This is a genomic window from Novosphingobium decolorationis (genome assembly GCF_018417475.1).
Lineage (GTDB): Bacteria > Pseudomonadota > Alphaproteobacteria > Sphingomonadales > Sphingomonadaceae > Novosphingobium > Novosphingobium decolorationis.
Window position 1 is genome coordinate 1,185,041 of the sequence record NZ_CP054856.1, and the last position, 16,393, is coordinate 1,201,433.

10 protein-coding genes are annotated in these 16,393 nt (G+C 67.8%); 4 read left to right on the plus strand and 6 right to left on the minus strand.

Translation table 11 applies throughout. The features are described 5' to 3' along the window. Positions 1 to 73 precede the first annotated feature (73 nt). Both HT578_RS05425 and HT578_RS05430 read left to right on the plus strand, forming a co-directional pair. Complete coding sequence (locus tag HT578_RS05425) at positions 74 to 1,354, plus strand: polysaccharide pyruvyl transferase family protein (protein ID WP_213502527.1); 1,281 nt, start codon at positions 74 to 76, stop codon at positions 1,352 to 1,354. 9 nt (positions 1,355 to 1,363) lie between these two features. Continuing rightward, positions 1,364 to 3,091 (plus strand): hypothetical protein, encoded by a 1,728-nt coding sequence (locus HT578_RS05430; RefSeq protein WP_213502534.1) that lies wholly within the window; start codon positions 1,364 to 1,366, stop codon positions 3,089 to 3,091. A gap of 9 nt (positions 3,092 to 3,100) precedes the next feature. Here HT578_RS05430 and glgX read toward each other — a convergent pair whose 3' ends face one another. From glgX to HT578_RS05455, 5 genes are read right to left on the minus strand one after another with little or no spacing between them, the layout of a single operon-like run. Continuing rightward, positions 3,101 to 4,921 (minus strand): glycogen debranching protein GlgX, encoded by a 1,821-nt coding sequence (glgX, locus tag HT578_RS05435; RefSeq protein WP_213502536.1) that lies wholly within the window; start codon positions 4,919 to 4,921, stop codon positions 3,101 to 3,103. Then, the gene (glgA, locus tag HT578_RS05440) at positions 4,918 to 6,378 is read right to left on the minus strand and encodes a glycogen synthase GlgA (protein WP_213502538.1); all 1,461 of its coding nucleotides are present in this window, start codon (positions 6,376 to 6,378) and stop codon (positions 4,918 to 4,920) included. The genes glgX and glgA overlap by 4 nt, the downstream gene beginning before the upstream one ends. Positions 6,379 to 6,381: 3 nt before the next feature. Then, entirely contained in the window at positions 6,382 to 7,644 is a 1,263-nt protein-coding gene (gene glgC / locus HT578_RS05445; protein WP_084592173.1) for a glucose-1-phosphate adenylyltransferase, read from the minus strand. 36 nt (positions 7,645 to 7,680) lie between these two features. Then, complete coding sequence (gene glgB, locus HT578_RS05450) at positions 7,681 to 9,855, minus strand: 1,4-alpha-glucan branching protein GlgB (protein WP_213502540.1); 2,175 nt, start codon at positions 9,853 to 9,855, stop codon at positions 7,681 to 7,683. Then, the gene (locus HT578_RS05455; protein ID WP_213502542.1) at positions 9,852 to 12,326 is read right to left on the minus strand and encodes a glycogen/starch/alpha-glucan phosphorylase; all 2,475 of its coding nucleotides are present in this window, start codon (positions 12,324 to 12,326) and stop codon (positions 9,852 to 9,854) included. The genes glgB and HT578_RS05455 overlap by 4 nt, the downstream gene beginning before the upstream one ends. Before the next feature lie 212 nt (positions 12,327 to 12,538). Between HT578_RS05455 and HT578_RS05460 the strand changes: the two genes are divergently transcribed. Both HT578_RS05460 and HT578_RS05465 read left to right on the plus strand, forming a co-directional pair. Beyond that, a complete protein-coding gene (locus HT578_RS05460; protein WP_213502544.1) occupies positions 12,539 to 13,813 on the plus strand; it encodes a cation:proton antiporter in 1,275 nt (424 codons plus the stop codon). 65 nt (positions 13,814 to 13,878) lie between these two features. After that, the gene (locus HT578_RS05465) at positions 13,879 to 15,645 is read left to right on the plus strand and encodes a TIGR00341 family protein (protein ID WP_213502546.1); all 1,767 of its coding nucleotides are present in this window, start codon (positions 13,879 to 13,881) and stop codon (positions 15,643 to 15,645) included. Positions 15,646 to 15,663: 18 nt separating this feature from the next. Here HT578_RS05465 and HT578_RS05470 read toward each other — a convergent pair whose 3' ends face one another. Beyond that, the gene (locus HT578_RS05470) at positions 15,664 to 16,350 is read right to left on the minus strand and encodes a GntR family transcriptional regulator (RefSeq protein ID WP_213502548.1); all 687 of its coding nucleotides are present in this window, start codon (positions 16,348 to 16,350) and stop codon (positions 15,664 to 15,666) included. Positions 16,351 to 16,393: the final 43 nt, after the last annotated feature.

Here is a 16,393-nt window from a genome sequence, read left to right on the forward strand (position 1 = left end):
CCTTGCCAAATTGGGTCCAAAAGGGCGGTAGTTCTACTGGTGGCCCTTCGCTGTTTCCCGCACCCCTTTGGATATGAGCACTGCACAGACCTGCACGATGGACGTGGCGCCGCCTTCGGTCTCCTCTCTTCAGGACGGCCCGAACGTGCGCATCTTCAACGTGAAGTACAGCCCGAACCTGGGCGACGGACTTCTCAGTGAGTGCCTTGAGGGCGGCCTGGCCCGGCACGGCGCCGCCCAGGCGCGCTCCATCGACCTTGCCGGCCGCACCGCGTATTCCAACGGCACCGCTGCACGCAAGCATGCCTTGCAGCTTCTTCACGCCCTGCCCTCCCCGCTGCGGCGTGAAGCGGTCCGCCTGCCGCTGGCCCTCGCCTCCCGGCGGACCTGGGCCCCCCACTACGCCGCTCAGCTGGAAGAGGCCGACGCGGTGGTGATCGGCGGCGGCAACCTTCTGGCCGACATGGACCTCAACTTCCCGACCAAACTGGCACTCGCCATCGAAAGCGCGGCCAGGCGCGACCTGCCGATCTTCCTCTATGGCCTCGGCGTCTCGCCCGGCTGGAGCAAGGAAGGCCGGGCCCGCCTCCACCGGGCCCTGCGCTGCGGGCAGGTGCGCCGGGTGTGGGTGCGCGATGCCCGCTCACGCGAACTCTGGCAGGACCTCGCCGGCGATGCCTTCGGCCTTGCTGCCGGCGTCGTGCGCGATCCGGGGCTGCTCGCCGCGCGCCAGTACGGCGTTCCGGAGCGGGCTGTGCGGGACATGCGCCCCTCCGCACCTGCCCGGATTGGCCTCAACGTGATGAGCGCGCTGGCGGTGGCCTACCATGGTGGCCAGGCACTTACCGAAGAGGCGCTCGACGCCTGGTACCTCGCGCTGGGGCGTAATCTGCTGGCGCGCGGCTATCACCTCAGCGTCTTCTCCAACGGCAGCCCGGAAGACCGCGCCGCCGTGGAGCGCCTGCGCCTGCGCTTCGAGCTGGCCGAAGGCCCTCGGCGGGTCGCCTTCCCCGAAATACGCAACCCAGGCGATCTGGTCGCCTGCATCTGCGATCTCGATGGATTGGTCGCCTTCCGCATGCACGCGATCATCGCGGCCTATTCCTGCGCGGTCCCTTTCCTCGCGCTGGCCTGGGACGCGAAGCTTGACGCGTTCCTCGCCTCGGTCGAGTGCAGCGATCACCTCGCCGATATCGCCCATACCTCTCCGGGCACCGCGGCAGAGCGCGTCGCGCACCATCTGGCACAGGGTATCGCGCCTGCCACCCGCCGGGCCACGCTCGAGGAGGCCGAGACCGGAATTGCCACCCTTGCCGCCGCCATTCGGGAAGCCCTCGCCCCCGCGCCGCGTTGAGGCGCACAGATGTTGCGCAGCCACCTTCCGATCTGGGCGCTGGCACTCGTCGCCGGCCTTTGGCCAGCCCTCGCCGTGGATGCCTTTGCCGCGCCTCTCTCGGGCTTTTGCAATCCGCAGAACCCCGGCACCCAAGGCACACGGCTGGGCGCTGCGTCCAATTTCGCCCAGGGCTGGAGCCCTGCCACCCTGAAAGCCGCCTCCCGGCTGGGCGTCAGGCGGTTTCGCGACAGCCTGCGCTGGAAGGATATCGAGCGCACCAAGGGCAGCTACCGGTTCGAGGGCGCGCGGGACCTCTATCCCGATGAACTCTCCCGGCAGGGGGCGCACCTGACCCTCACGCTCAATTGGGGGAACCCGCTCTACGACGGCGGGGAAACACCCCATAGCGCGGAGGCTCTGGCCGCGTTCGGCCGCTTCGCACGCGCGGCGGTTCAGCGCTTTCCGGCCATCGACACCCTCGAAATCGGCAACGAAGTCAACGGCGCGAACTTCGTGAAGGGCAAGGTCAAGGCCGACGGTCTGCTCCGGCGCGCGGACTACCACCTGGCCATGGTCCGCGCGGCCTCCCTGGCGGTGAAGGCCGAGCGGCCCGACATCACGGTTCTGGGCGGGGCCACCCATTCGCTTCCCGCCGGCTTCCTCTGGCCCCTGCTCGAAAAGGACAGGACCGGCGTGATAGAGGGCCTGGCCCTCCATCCCTACACCACCCCGATCGACCAGTTGCCTGCGCAGTTTGCCCTGCTGTGCCAGAGCCCGGCCTTGGGGACCCGCAGCCTCCATGTCACCGAATTTTCCAGCGCCCGACCCAGCCAAGCACCGGACGACTTGGTCCGCGCTTTCGCGGCTCTCGCCAGTCTGGGTGCCACCGAGGTTGACTGGTATCCGCTCAATCCGCGCGGCGACCGGCAGGCACCCCTCATTGATCAGGCCGGCCGGATCACCCCTGTCGGCCAGGCCTTCCGCTTCGTGGGAGAGCATCTTGCCGGACACCCCGTGCGCCGCCTCCCCGCCGATGACTTCACCTTTGCCGCCGCCTTCGGGCCGCGCGCCTGGGTTCTCTGGGGCGCACCGCGCACACTGCGCATCACCGCACCGGGGGTTCGGGCCTACGACGCGCAAGGGCGCGCCCTTCCGGGCGACGAGCTGAATCTGGCGGAGACCCGCGCCCTGATCCTCCTTGCCGACCAGCCCCAGACGCGCCCGCCTTTCGCGCTGGGCTGCCAGACGCAGATCGCGGACAGCCGTTTGCAGTTTGCCTATCCCTTCCCGCACGAGGGCGCACCTTCGGAGGACCCGTTCCGGCGTCTGGCGCGGATCGATGGCGTCGACAGACCGCTCACGGCCATGCCTGGACAAGAGCGGCGCGGCGTGCCCTGGACCCCGTACCTCAGCCTCGCGGCGCATCGCGGGGTCCGGCTCGACGGGACAAGCCTGCGCCCCGCCTTCGGAGGCACGGACGGCGCCCTCGTCCAGAGCATCGCCATCGCCCCTAACACCGGGGTCGAACTGGACCTGGAACTCACCCCCACCTCGGGCGCGCTCGATGTGCAGCTACGGCTGGGCGCGCAGGAACTGGATGCTTTCACGCTTACCGCGCCCGTTCACCTGACGCGGCGCCTGCACAGTGAGAGAGGAGCCCGGCTTGAGGTGATCGTTGCCAGCGCTTCGGGCGCAACGCCTGCCAGTGCCGACTATCGCATTCGCCTGTCCCAGCCGGGACGGTGCCCGGCCTGAGGCGCCCTCTCAGGCGTCCTTCCACGCGAAGGATACCTCACGCGCATCCCTGTCGAGGGTCAGATGCAAGGCCCTGCCGCCGGGCGCCTGCGCCCGCACGAGGTGCAGCGCGGCGCGGGCCGGGTCTTCCCAATCGGCCACGGTCATGGGCTGGTCCGATCCGGCCAGCCAGCGCGTTTCCTGCGGGAGCGCGGCCAGAAGGGCCTGTGCCTCGCGGCGCAGTGAAGAGAGGCGCGCGACATGGTCTTCCAGGTCCAAATCGCGCGTCGACCAGTCCACCCAGCCGATTGGATTGTCCTGGCAATAGGCGTTGTTGTTGCCCCGCTGGCTGCGGCCGAACTCATCGCCCGCCGTCAACATGATCGTCCCGGTCGAGGCGAACAGCGTGGCGAGCATGGCCTTCAGATCGCGCCGCCGCGCCGCCTGGATCGCCGGGTCCGCGCTTGGCCCTTCGGCGCCGTGGTTCCAGCTGTGGTTCTCGCCGTGGCCATCGCGGTTATTCTCACCATTCGCCGCGTTGTGGCGCTGGGCATAGGAGACCGTGTCCGCCAGCGTGAATCCGTCGTGCGCGGCGAGGAAATTGACCGAACGGCAGGGGCGCTGCGGCGAACTTTCCCCAAACACGTCGCTCGATCCCGCCAGCCGCGTCGCCAGTTCGCCCACGCCTGCCTCGCCCTTCCAGAAGCGGCGCACATCGTCGCGGAAGCGGTCGTTCCATTCGAGCCAGTTTTCGGGGAACTGGCCCAGCTGGTAGCCCCCTGGGCCGATGTCCCAGGGCTCGGCGATGAGGATGCGGTCCGCCAGCACCGGGTCGGCGGCGATCTCGGCGAAGATGGGGGCATCGGCTGCGAAGCCGGGCCCCCGCGCGAGGACGGGCGCGAGATCGAAGCGGAAGCCATCGACACCGGCCTGTTCGACGAAGTGGCGCAAGGCCGCGCAGGTCAGCGCGCGCACCGCCGGGTTCGCAAAATCGAGCGTATTGCCGCAGCCGGTATCGTTGATGAGCGAACCATCGCCCGCGTGGGCATAGGCCGCGTTGTCGAGCCCGCGCAGCGAAAGCACGCCGCCCTCGCGGTCGCTTTCGCCCGAATGGTTGAAGACCAGATCGAGCACCACCCCGATGCCGTGTTCGCGCAAAGTGGCGACAGTTGCCCGCAATTCGGCCACGCCGCCGGGGCACAGGCCGGGGTCGAGCGCCATCATCGCGACCGGATTGTACCCCCAGGCGTTGACCAGCCCGAGCGGGGGCAAGTGGCGCTCGTCGATCCAGGCGACGATCGGCATCAGTTCCACCGCGCCGACACCCAGCTTGCGCAAATGGGCAAGGACCGCAGGGTGCGCGAGCGCGGCCACGGTCCCGCGCATGGCCTCGGGCACCTTAGGATGGCACATGGTGAAGGCGCGCACGTTGATCTCGTAGACCAGCCCACCGGGGCGCAGGAGCGCAGGCTCGACCACCATGGGATCGTACGGTACCGGGACCCGCGCGCGCGGTACGAGGTGGGCCGTGTCCTCGCCGGAGCGGGCGAGCGCCGGGTCCTGCACGAAGCGGCGGTCCAGCTCTACGGCGTAAGGGTCCACCAGGAGTTTGGCCGGATCGAACCAGAGCCCGTCCTCGGGCGCCCAGGTTCCCTGCGCACGGTATCCGTAGAGCGCGCCGGAGAGGTCCCCGGGGCACTCCAGCGTCCAGACCTCTCCCTCGCGGTGCATTTCGCGGCGCGTTTCGGCGCCCGTATCGTCGAACAGGCAGAGCCAGACCTGCTCGGCCCGGGGCGCGCGCACCGCAAAACGGGTGGCCCCGCCTTGCACCTGCGCACCCAGCCGGGTCATCCGATCAGGTCCCGGTAGAGCCGCGCGTAGGCCCGCCCACTCGCCCCCCACGAGAAATCGGCCTTCATCCCGTTCTTCTGGAGGCGCTGCCAGTCGTCCTTCTGGCCGTAGAGCGCGACCGTGCGTTCGATGGCCGCGGCCACGTTCTGGGCGTCCACACCGTCGAACTGGATGCCTGTCGCCACACCTGCGGCGAGCGCGGCCGGATTGGCGTCGATCACGGTGTCGGCCAGCCCTCCGGTGCGGGCGACCACGGGAACACAGCCATAGGCGAGGCCGTAAAGCTGGGTGAGGCCGCAAGGCTCAAACCGCGAGGGGATGAGGATGGCATCGCCGCCCGCCTGCATGCGGTGGGACAGCCCCTCGTCATAGCCGATGCGCACCGCAACGCGGCCCGGATGGCGCGCGGCCACCGCGCGCAGCTGCGCTTCGAGGTCGGCATCGCCCGACCCCAGCACCGCCAGCCGCGCGCCCAGGGCCACAAGGTGGTCGGCCATCTCGGGCAGGAGGTCCATGCCCTTCTGCCAGGTGAGGCGCGTAATCGCGACGAAGAGCGGGCCGTCCTCCTCGACCAGACCGAACTCGGCCTCGAGCGCGCGCGTGTTGAGCGCCTTTCGGCCCAACGTGCGCGCGGTGTAGGTCGCGGCAAGGCTGGCGTCGTGGGCCGGGTTCCACAGCTCCCCATCGATGCCGTTGAGAATGCCGTGCACCGCGCTGCCGCGCTCGGCGATCAGGCCTTCCAGGCCCATGCCAAAGCGCGGACTGCGGATCTCGCGCGCATAGGTCGGGCTGACGGTGGTGATCGCATCGGCGCAGAAAAGCCCCGCCTTGAGCATCCCGAAGCCGCCGTAATATTCCACGCCCTGCATGTGCCAGGCCCGGCTCGGCAGGCCCGTCTCGGCAAAGATCGCGGCCTCGAAACGGCCCTGGAAGGCAATGTTGTGGACCGTGACCACGCTGGGCACAGCCGCGCCGCCAAAGGGCGCGTAGCGGGTGTAGGCCGCGGCCATCGCGCCTTGCCAGTCATGGGCGTGGAGCAGATCGAAGCGCTGCGCCTTGCCGCGCACCACGACCGCCCCGCCCGCGACATCGGCTGCCGCGCGGCCCAGCGCGCAGAAACGCCGCCAGTTGTCGGGCCAGTCCCTCCCCGCCGCGTCGGCGTAGGGGAGCCCTTCACGCGTAAAGAGATCGGGCGCGTCGAGGACATAGAGCGGATGCGCGCCCAGCTTGCCGGCAAGGAGGCGCGCCGGGCCGCCGAACAGGTCCGGCCAGGTGTGAACCGCGCGCGCGCGGCCCAGCGCCTTGAGCACCGAAGGGTAGCCCGGAAGCAGCGTGCTGAGAGCCACGCCCTCGTCCGCCAGCGCGCCCGGAAGCGCCCCCACGACATCGGCGAGCCCGCCCGTCTTGACCAGCGGAACCGCCTCCGAAGCGACGGACAGGACACGAATATCGGGCAAGGTCTAAAGCTCCAGCCGGTCGATCATGGCCTTGGTGATGAGGCACACGCCCTTCTCGGTACGGCGAAAGCGCACCGCGTCAAGCTCGGGGTCCTCGCCCACGACAAGGCCTTCGGGGATGCGCACGCCCGAATCGATGACCACCCGGCTGAGCCGCGCGTTGCGCCCGATGTTGCAGTAGGGGAGGATCACCGCCTCGTTGACCTGCGACCAGCTGCCCATCTTCACGCCCGTAAAGAGCAGCGAGCGGCGCGCGAGCGAGCCCGAGACGATGCAGTCCTGGCTGATGAGCGAGGAGATCGCCTGCCCGCGCCGCCCGTCCTGGTCGTGGACGAACTTGGCGGGTGCAGCGACCACGGTGTCGGTCCAGATCGGCCAGTCGCGGTCGTACATGTCGAGCTTGGGGACGGTGTCGGTAAGGTCGAGGTTGGCCTCGAAGTAGGCATCCACGGTGCCGACATCGCGCCAGTATTCCTCGATTTCCTCGGCCGCGCGGATGCACGAGGCGGTGAAGCGGTGCGCCTTCGCCTTCCCGTGCCGGACGATGTAGGGGATGATGTCGCCGCCGAAATCGCGCCGGGAATCAGGGTCGGCCGCGTCGCGCCGCAGCTGCTCGAAGAGGAACTCGGTCTCGAACACGTAGATGCCCATGGAGGCGAGCGCGTGTTCCGGATCGCCCGGGATGCCCGGCGGATCCTCGGGCTTTTCGAGGAACGAGGTGATGAAGTCGTTGTCATCGACGTGCATCACACCGAACGCCGTCGCATCGGCGCGCGGGACGGTGAGGCAGCCCACGGTCACGTCCGCGCCCGATTCCACGTGCTCGCGCAGCATGACCTCGTAGTCCATCTTGTAGATGTGGTCGCCCGCCAGGATCACCATGTAGCGCGGCGCGTGGGCGGCGATGATGTCGATGTTCTGGAACACCGCATCGGCCGTGCCCTCGTACCACATGTACTCCGAGATGCGCTGCGAGGCCGGCAGGATGTCGAAGCTCTCGTTGCGTTCAGGACGCATGAAGTTCCAGGCCCGGTTCATGTGCCGGATCAGGCTATGCGCCTTGTACTGGGTGGCAACGCCAATGCGCCGGATGCCCGAATTGATCGCGTTGGACAGCGCAAAGTCGATGATCCGGCTCATGCCCCCGAAGTAGACCGCAGGCTTGGCCCGGTTGTCGGTCAGCTCCTTGAGCCGGCTACCGCGCCCACCGGCCAGGACGTAGGCCATGGCATCGCGCGCAAGGGGTTGTGGACTGGGGGTCTTCATCGTCCTTTTTATCCTCTCATGGCCCACGGCCTGCTTCTATCCCGCGTATTCCAGCATGATCGTGGCAAGTGGCGGCAAGGTGACATGGGCGAGCCCGCCAGCCGCCCTGATCTGCCCCAGGTTGCCCTTGCCCGACCCGCCGTAATAGACCGAATCCGTATTCAGGATCTCGCGCCAGTTGCCTTCGCCCGGCAGGGCAAGCGCATAGTCCTTCAGAAGGTTGGGCGTCATGTTGCTGATGACCACCACAGGCCTCGCATCCGGCGCCTTGCGCACCCAGGCGAAGACCGAGTTCGTCGCATCGTCGACGACCAGCCACTCGAAGCCCTCACCCTCGCAGTCGCGCCCGTGGAGCGCGGGCTTGTCGCGGTAGAGCCGGTTGAGGTCGCGCACCAGGTTGCGCACGCCTTCGTGCGCGGGTGCCTCGCGCAAGTGCCAGTCGAGCGCGCGTTCCTCGCTCCACTCGCGGCGCTGCGCGAACTCCTGCCCCATGAACAGCAGCTTCTTGCCGGGATAGCCCCACATGAGGCCATAGTAGGCGCGAAGGTTTGCGAACTGCTGCCAGTCATCCCCGCTCATCTTGGAAAGCAGCGAGCCCTTGCCATGGACGACCTCGTCGTGGCTGAGGGGCAGCACGAAGTTCTCCGAGAAGGCATACATCAGGCCAAAGGTGATGTCCTCGTGGTGGAACTGGCGGTGCACCGGATCGCGGCCCATGTAGCGCAGCGTGTCGTGCATGAAGCCCATGTTCCACTTGAACCCGAAGCCCAGCGCCGTGGCGCGCGTGCCGTCCTCGGGAATGTCGGCCGGAGCGCTCACGCCGGGCCAGGCGGTCGATTCCTCGGCAAAGGTCATGATCCCGGGATGCTCGGCGTAAAGCGTGCGGTTGACCGCGCGCAGGAACTCCACCGCCTCCCAGTTCTCGCGTCCACCCTCTTCGTTGGGCGTCCACTCGCCCTCCTTGCGCGAGTAGTCGCGGTAGAGCATCGAGGCCACCGCATCCACGCGCAGGCCATCGACATGGTAGCGCTCGGCCCAGAACAGCGCGTTGTTGACGAGGAAGCTCGCCACTTCCTTGCGGCCGAAGTTGTAGATGAGGGTGTTCCAGTCCGGGTGGAAGCCCTGCCGCCAGTCCTCGTGCTCGTAGAGCGCGGTGCCATCGAAGCGGACAAGGCCGTGCTCATCGGTCGGGAAATGGGCGGGCACCCAGTCGAGGATGACACCGATCCCGGCCTTGTGCGCGCCTTCCACGAAGCGGGCGAACCCGGCCGGTTCGCCAAAGCGCGCAGAGGGCGCATAGAGACCCGTGGTCTGGTAGCCCCAGGAGGGGTCGTAGGGGTGCTCGGCAATGGGCAGGAACTCGATATGGGTGAAGCCCATGTCGACGACGTAGGGGATGAGCTGCTCGGCCATCTCGTCCCAGTTGAGAAACCAGTTCCAGCGGTCGCGCTGCCAGGACCCGGCGTGGACCTCGTAGATCGAGACGGGCACGCGGCGCGCATCGACGCCGGCCCAGTGGGTGCGGTGGGCCGCATCGTTCCAGTCGGGCTTTTCCACCTTCGCGGTGATCGAGGCCGTGCGCGGGCGCACTTCGGTCATGAAGGCGAAGGGATCGGCCTTGAGCGGGCGGGCGATGCCATCGGGCCCGACGACGTGGAACTTGTAGGCGCGGTAGTCGCGGATGTCGGGGATGAAGATTTCCCACACGCCGATGTCGCGGCGGTGGCGCATCACATGGCGGCCTGCGTCCCAGTCGTTGAAATCCCCCACCACGCTGACGCGCTGGGCGTTGGGCGCCCAGACCGCAAAATGGACGCCCTTGGCGCCCTGGTGCTCGATCAGGTGTGCGCCCAGCTTGTCGAACAGCCGCATGTGCGTGCCTTGCGCGATCAAGAGGTCGTCGACAGGGCCAAGCACGGGCGCGAAGCTGTAGGCGTCGGTCTGGATCCAGTCGCGCGTCGCGGTCGAGCAGCGGTAGCGCACGGGTTGCGGCGCGCCCAGGAGGTAGCCCTCGAACATGCCGCGCGGATCGATCCGCGCGACTTCGCCCAGGCACTGCCCGTCGATCGAGAAGGCCTCCGCGGTCTCGGCACCCGGCAGGATCACGCGCGCGAAGGTCCCGCCAGGACCGGAGTGGACGCCCAGAAGCGAGAAGGGATCGCCGTGCGTACCGTCCAGCAGGGCATCGAGAGAACTTTCAGGAGGATTCACGTAACTTTCCAGATATCCTTGGCGTATTCGCCAATCGTGCGGTCCGAGGAGAACCAGCCCACATTGGCGATATTGCGGATGGCGCAGGTGCGCCACGCGGCGGGATCGCGCCAGCGCGCATCGACGGCGCGCTGCGCTTCGGCGTAGCTTTCGAAATCGGCCGCGCACATGAACCAGTCGTGTTCGTAGAGGCCACCGATCAGCCCGGCGTAGCGGTCCCGGTCGTCGGGCGAGAAGACGCCCGAGGCGATCATCGAAAGCGCCTGGCCAAGCTCGCGCGAGCCTTCGATGATCGCGCGCGGATCGTACCCGTTGGCGCGCCGCTCGGCGACTTCCTCGGCCGTCAGGCCGAAAATGACGATGTTCTCGTCCCCGACCTTGTCCTTGATCTCGACATTGGCGCCGTCGAGCGTGCCGATGGTGAGCGCGCCGTTCAGCGCGAACTTCATGTTACCCGTGCCCGAAGCCTCCATCCCGGCGGTCGAGATCTGCTCGGAGAGGTCGGCGGCGGGAATGATCTTCTCAGCCAGGCTGACATTGTAGTTGGGCACGAAGACGACCTTGAGCAGGCCGCCCACCGAGGGGTCGGAATTGACGCGCCGGGCAATGTCGTTGGCCAGTTTGATGACGAGCTTGGCGTTGTGGTAGCTCGACGCGGCCTTGCCCCCGAAGATCTTGACGCGCGGCACCCAGTCGCGCTCGGGATGGCTGCGGATCTGGTCGTAGAGCGCGACCGTCTCGATCAGGTTGAGAAGCTGGCGCTTGTACTCGTGGATGCGCTTGATCTGGACATCGAAGAGCGCGTCAGGGTTGAGGCGGATGCCCATGGTGGCCTTGAGGTGCTCGGCCAGCGCGACCTTGTTGGCGCGCTTGACCTCGGCAACGCGCTCGCCCAGCTGCGTGTCGGTGGCTAGGTCGTTGAGCGCCGAGAGCTTCTCCGCGTCCTGGATGAAGCCATCGCCGATGGCCTCGCGGATGACCCTGGTGAGGCCCGGGTTGCACTGCTGGAGCCAGCGGCGCGGGGTCACCCCGTTGGTCTTGTTGTTGATCCGCGTGGGGTAGAGCGTGTGAAGGTCGGCAAAGACCGTCTCCTTCATCAGCTCGGTATGGAGCGCGGCCACCCCGTTCACCGAATGCGCGCCGACAAAGGCGAGGTTCGCCATGCGCACGCGCCGCTCCCCCGATTCGTCGATGAGCGAGATCGCGGCAATCTGGCCATCGTCGCAGCCCGCCTTGCGCGCCTCGCGCAGGATGCGGCTGTTGATCGCGTAGATGATCTGCATGTGACGCGGCAGGAGCCGCTCGAACAGCGGGAGCGGCCAGGTCTCCAGCGCTTCGGGCAGAAGGGTGTGGTTGGTATAGGAAATGGTCTTGCGGCAGACCTCCCAGGCCTCGTTGAATTCGAGCTGGTGGACATCGACCATGAGCCGCATCAGCTCGGCCACGGCGACGGAGGGATGCGTGTCGTTGAGCTGGATCGAGGCCTTCTCCGGCAGCGTGCGGATATCGCCTTCGTACTGCATGTGGCGGCGCACGATGTCCTGCACCGAGGCGGCGGTGAAGAAGTACTCCTGGCGCAGGCGCAGTTCCTGGCCTGCCGGGCTGGAATCGGCCGGGTAGAGCACGCGCACCAGACTGTCGGCGCGCACCTGCTCCGAAAGTGCGCCGAAGTGGTCGCCCGCGTTGAAGGCGTCGAGCTTGATCGGGTCGAGCGCGGTCGCGCTCCACAGCCGAAGCGTGTTCACCCGCTTCGCCTTGTAGCCCACCACAGGCGTATCGACCGCAGTCGCCTCGACCTGCTCGGCCGGGTGCCAGGAGGCGATGTCGCCGTCCACCGTCACCTCGCCGCCAAAGCCGATGCGGTAGCTGCTCTCCAGCCGCTCGAACTCCCAGGGGTTGCCGTGTTCGAGCCAGGTCTCGGGCAGTTCCACCTGCCAGCCATCGTCGATGCGCTGGCGGAACATGCCGTTCACGTAGCGGATGCCATAGCCATAGGCCGGGATATCGAGGGTGGCGAGGCTCTCCATGAAGCAGGCCGCGAGGCGCCCGAGCCCGCCATTGCCAAGCGCGGCATCGGGTTCGAATTCCTCGATCTCGGCGAGGTCGAGCCCGTGCGCGGCGAGCGCCTTTTCCATCTCGCGGGTCATGCCCATGTTCGAGAGCGCATCGCGCAGGAGACGCCCGATCAGGAACTCCATCGAGAGGTAATAGACCCGCTTGCCGCCCGTCTCGTACGTGCGGCGCGTGGAGTCGATCCAGTCGTCGATGATGTGGTCGCGAAGCGCGTAGATCGCCGCGTTGTACCAGTCGTGGTGCTTGGCCGCGCGTTCGTCCTTGCCGACACGGTGGCGCAATACGCGAACGATGTGATCGTCGAACTCGGAAGGACTGCCTGCCACGGAGATTCTCCTCAAACGGCAAGGACCCGGCTCCGAAGCCCGCCCGCAGGAGAACCCCAAGAACTGGCCCATGCACGGCCAAAAGCCTGAACGGAGCGCAACCGCGCCCGGGAATCCGAAACTACGAGGCACCATGGCTACCACAAGGTTGCAATGCAGCAAGCCAAATTGTGCAGCGCCGAACAAAAGAACCCCGCTTTCCAATGCACTTGCCCGCATTCCCGCCACGTCCGCCGCCGCCGAGACCGCTAGGCAAGCCCGGGAGCGCGGGCTAAGGATGGGCGATGCACGAACTCTCCCCCTTCGATGCCGCCGCGTTCCTGATCGTGATGGCCGCGGCGCTGGGCTATCTCAACTACCGCACGCTGCGCCTGCCCTCGACCGTGGGGCTCACCATCATGGGGACACTCGCCTCACTGCTGCTGGTCGCCTACGACCATCTCGTGCCCACCAGCACCCTTTCGGCGACCTTCGGCCGGTTCCTCGCCGACCTGGACTTCTCGAAGACACTGATGGACGGGATGCTCTCGTTCCTGCTCTTTGCGGGCGCGATGCACGTCAGCTGGGCACACATGCGAAAAGGTGCGCTGCCGATCCTGGTCTTCAGCACCGTGGGCGTGCTCCTTTCGACCGGGCTTGTCGGCGCGGGGTTCTACGCGCTCTCGCTGGCCGTCGGCATCCCGGTCCCGCTCACCTGGTGCCTCGTCTTCGGGGCGCTCATCAGCCCGACCGATCCGGTCTCGGTCATGGCGGTGATGAAGCGCGCGGCCATGCCCGAGACGCTCCAGGCGACCGTCGCGGGGGAAAGCCTGTTCAACGACGGCATCGGCGTTGTCGTCTTCACCATCCTCATCGCGCTCGCGACCGGCACGGAGCAATTCACCTGGTCCTTCGCGCTCGGCCACTTCGCGCGCGAGGCGCTGGGCGGCGCGGTCCTGGGCCTTGCGGTAGGCGGCATCGGCTATGCCGCGATGAAGTCGATCGATGAATACAACATCGAGGTGATGATCTCGCTCGCCGTTGTCATGGGCGGCTACAGCCTGGCCATGGCGACCCACGTCAGCGGCCCTGTCGCGATGGCGATTGCCGGGCTCATCATCGGCAACGCCGGGATCGCCCATGCCATGAGCGACACCACGCGCGACCACGTCATCAAGTTCTGGGCGCTCATCGACGAGATCCTGAACGCGGTGCTGTTCCTCCTGATCGGCCTCGAGGTCATCGCGCTCGACCTGGAGCCGGGCTACATGTTGGTGGGGCTCGCCACCGTGGGCATCGTCCTTCTGGCCCGCGCGCTGGCGGTCGGCGCGCCGCTGCTGGCGATGAAGCGGGCTATCGACATGGGCCCCCTCGCCTTCCCGACGCTGGTCTGGGGAGGTCTGCGCGGCGGTATCTCGATTGCGCTGGCCCTCTCGCTCCCGCTCGCCGAGATCCGCTCCGAGCTGCTCGCGGTGACCTACATCGTCGTGGTCTTCGCGGTCGTCATCCAGGGCGGCACCATCGCCCGCCTCATTTCCACCATCCAGTCGCGCCATGCGCGCACGGCCCAAGTCGGGTAACCCTCCCAGTGACATCGACCAATCCCCCCCAAGGTCCTGATACCGCCCAAGGTCCTGATCCGGCCATGCCCGAGACCCAGCTTCCCGGCGATGGCACAAGCGGCCCCGACACCGAGGCTCCGTTCACGCCCAAGGGCCCGATCAACGAGATGTGGGCGGCCCGCCCGCACTGGGTGCGCCGGGGCGAGGCGTTCTTCCACGTGCTGCGCGTCAAGTTCGCGCACGCGGTGCTCCTGCCCGAACTCAGCCCGGACCAGGCCTATGACCTGCGCCAGACGGTCCGCCAGGAGGGCCAGCTCACCCACGGCTACGTGCTGATGTGCGCGCTCGCGGCGGGCATCGCGATCCTGGGCCTGCTCCAGTCCTCGACCGCGGTCGTTATCGGCGCGATGCTCGTCTCCCCGCTGATGAGCCCGATTGCGGCCATGGGCTTCGGCTTTGCCTCGCTCGACGGGCACCGCATCCGCGATTCGATCCGCGTCGTCGCCATTGGTGCCGGCATCGGCATTGCCACCGGCATCGTCCTCACCTGGCTCTCGCCCATCCGCAACGCCACGCCGGAAATCCTCGCGCGGACCGAGCCCAACCTGCTCGACCTTGCGGTCGCGCTGTTCTCGGGCATCGCGGGCGGCTATTCGACCGTGATCGGCAAGGGCGGCACCGCCATCGGGGTTGCCATCGCAACCGCGCTGATGCCCCCGCTGACCGTCATCGGCTATGGCATCGGTGTGCTCCAGCCCATGTTCGCGCTGGGCGCGCTGCTCCTGTTCCTGACCAACCTTGCCGCGATCACCTTCGCCTTTGCCCTCATCGCGCGGCTTTCGGGCGCGGCGCGGCCCTTCGGCAAGGTCGAGTGGACGCCCCGCTATGCGACGATCCTTGTTGCCGCCTTCCTCGCGCTCGCCACCCCGCTCACGATGACGCTGATGAAGCTCACCAACGAGGCGCGCATCCGCTCGGCCGCGCAGGAAGCGATCATCGCGGCCTGCGGCGAGAGGGGCGTGACCATTGCCCAACTCGACGTCAGCTCCAGCCTGCTGGGCTCGCCCAAGGTCAAGGCGCTGGTCATTGCCACCAGCTACACCGGCAACGCCGAGATCGCCGCCGAGAACGCGCTCAAGGAAACCCTGGGCGAAGACGTCGATGTCTCCTTGCAGCAGGTGCTCGCCGCCGACGTGCGCTCGCAGACGCAGGCCATGGTCGATGCCGCGATGGAGCGCACGACCGCGGGCATTGCCGCCGACGTTCCGCCCTACAAGGCGATCCGCCAGAAAGTTGGCCTGCCGACCCGCTCGATCTGGACCGACCGCGCGCAGCGCATGGTCTACCTCGAGCCCGTCCCCGCGCCCGACTGGACCCTGGCCGACTACCGCGCCACCGAGAAGGCGGCGAGCCAGGGCGTCAACGGCTGGACCGTGCGCCTGATGCCCCCGCCCCAGCCGCGCCTTACCGTCCTGCTGGAGGCGAGCGAGGACGCGCAGGTTCCCGAGGACGCCATCGCAACCGACCTCGGCATCTGGGCGCTCCAGCGCTGGGGACTTGGTGAAGTGACGATTTCCGGCGCCGATCATGCGCGGCTGACGGCGCTTGCGCGCCTGCTCGCCGATGCCGGGATTGCCGCGCAGATCGATGGCGCGGTCGCCCCCCCGCCCGAGACTTCGCAGGCGCCTGCCAAGGATGGGGCCCGTACCAGCCCCCCCGCCAGCCCCCGCGCCATCACCGCGACGATTGCGGTCTACGCGACCAGCCCCTCGCGCCTCGAAGCGCAGCGCGCCGAGCGCGAGGCCGCGGCGCGCGCGGCGGCTCTGGAGGAAAGCTTCTCGGCGCCCTGACGGCGCCGCAGGCGGATTTCAGACCCGGGCGGCCTGCGCCCTGTGCATGGCCTCGACCTGGCCCAGCACGACCGCGCGGATGCGCCGTACGTGGAGAACGAGCGCGGCCTGGGCGGTTTCCAGCTCGCGCCGGGCGATGGCCTCGCACAGCATGTGGTGCTCGCGCAGATGATCCTGGCGCGCATGCTCGGCGGCGACCGCGTCCATCGTCTTCCAGGTGCCCAGGACGAAAGCCTGGCCCACGTCCCAGACGCGCTCGACCATAGTCGCCAGCAGGGTCGAGGTGTGACGGCTGTAGGTCATCCAGTGAAATTCGCGCCCGTGCTCGATCATGTCCTCAGGCGTTGTCGCGGTCTCGCCTGCGCGCACGACCGCGCGCAGGGCCTCAACGTCCTCCGCGCCGAAGTTGGCCATGCTGTCGGCCAGCAGCAGCGGCTCCAGACGCTCGCGAATGTCGAACGCGGCGGCAATGTCCGAGCGCGCGGGCGCAACGACCCGCGCGCCGGTGTTGGCCCGCATCGTCACCAGTCCCCGCGATTCCAGGATACGCAGCGCATCGCGCACGGGGATGCGGCTCGTGTTCAGTTCGGCGGCCAGTTCGTCCTGCTTGATCCGCAGGCCCGGCGCCAGTTCGCCCGACAGGATGCGCCGGGCCAGAATTGCGGCCACGCGCTCGCTCACCGCTTCGCTTGGTATCTTTGTCATTGCGAGTTCATTTTTTCCATAATCTCGAACGTCTAACTATTGG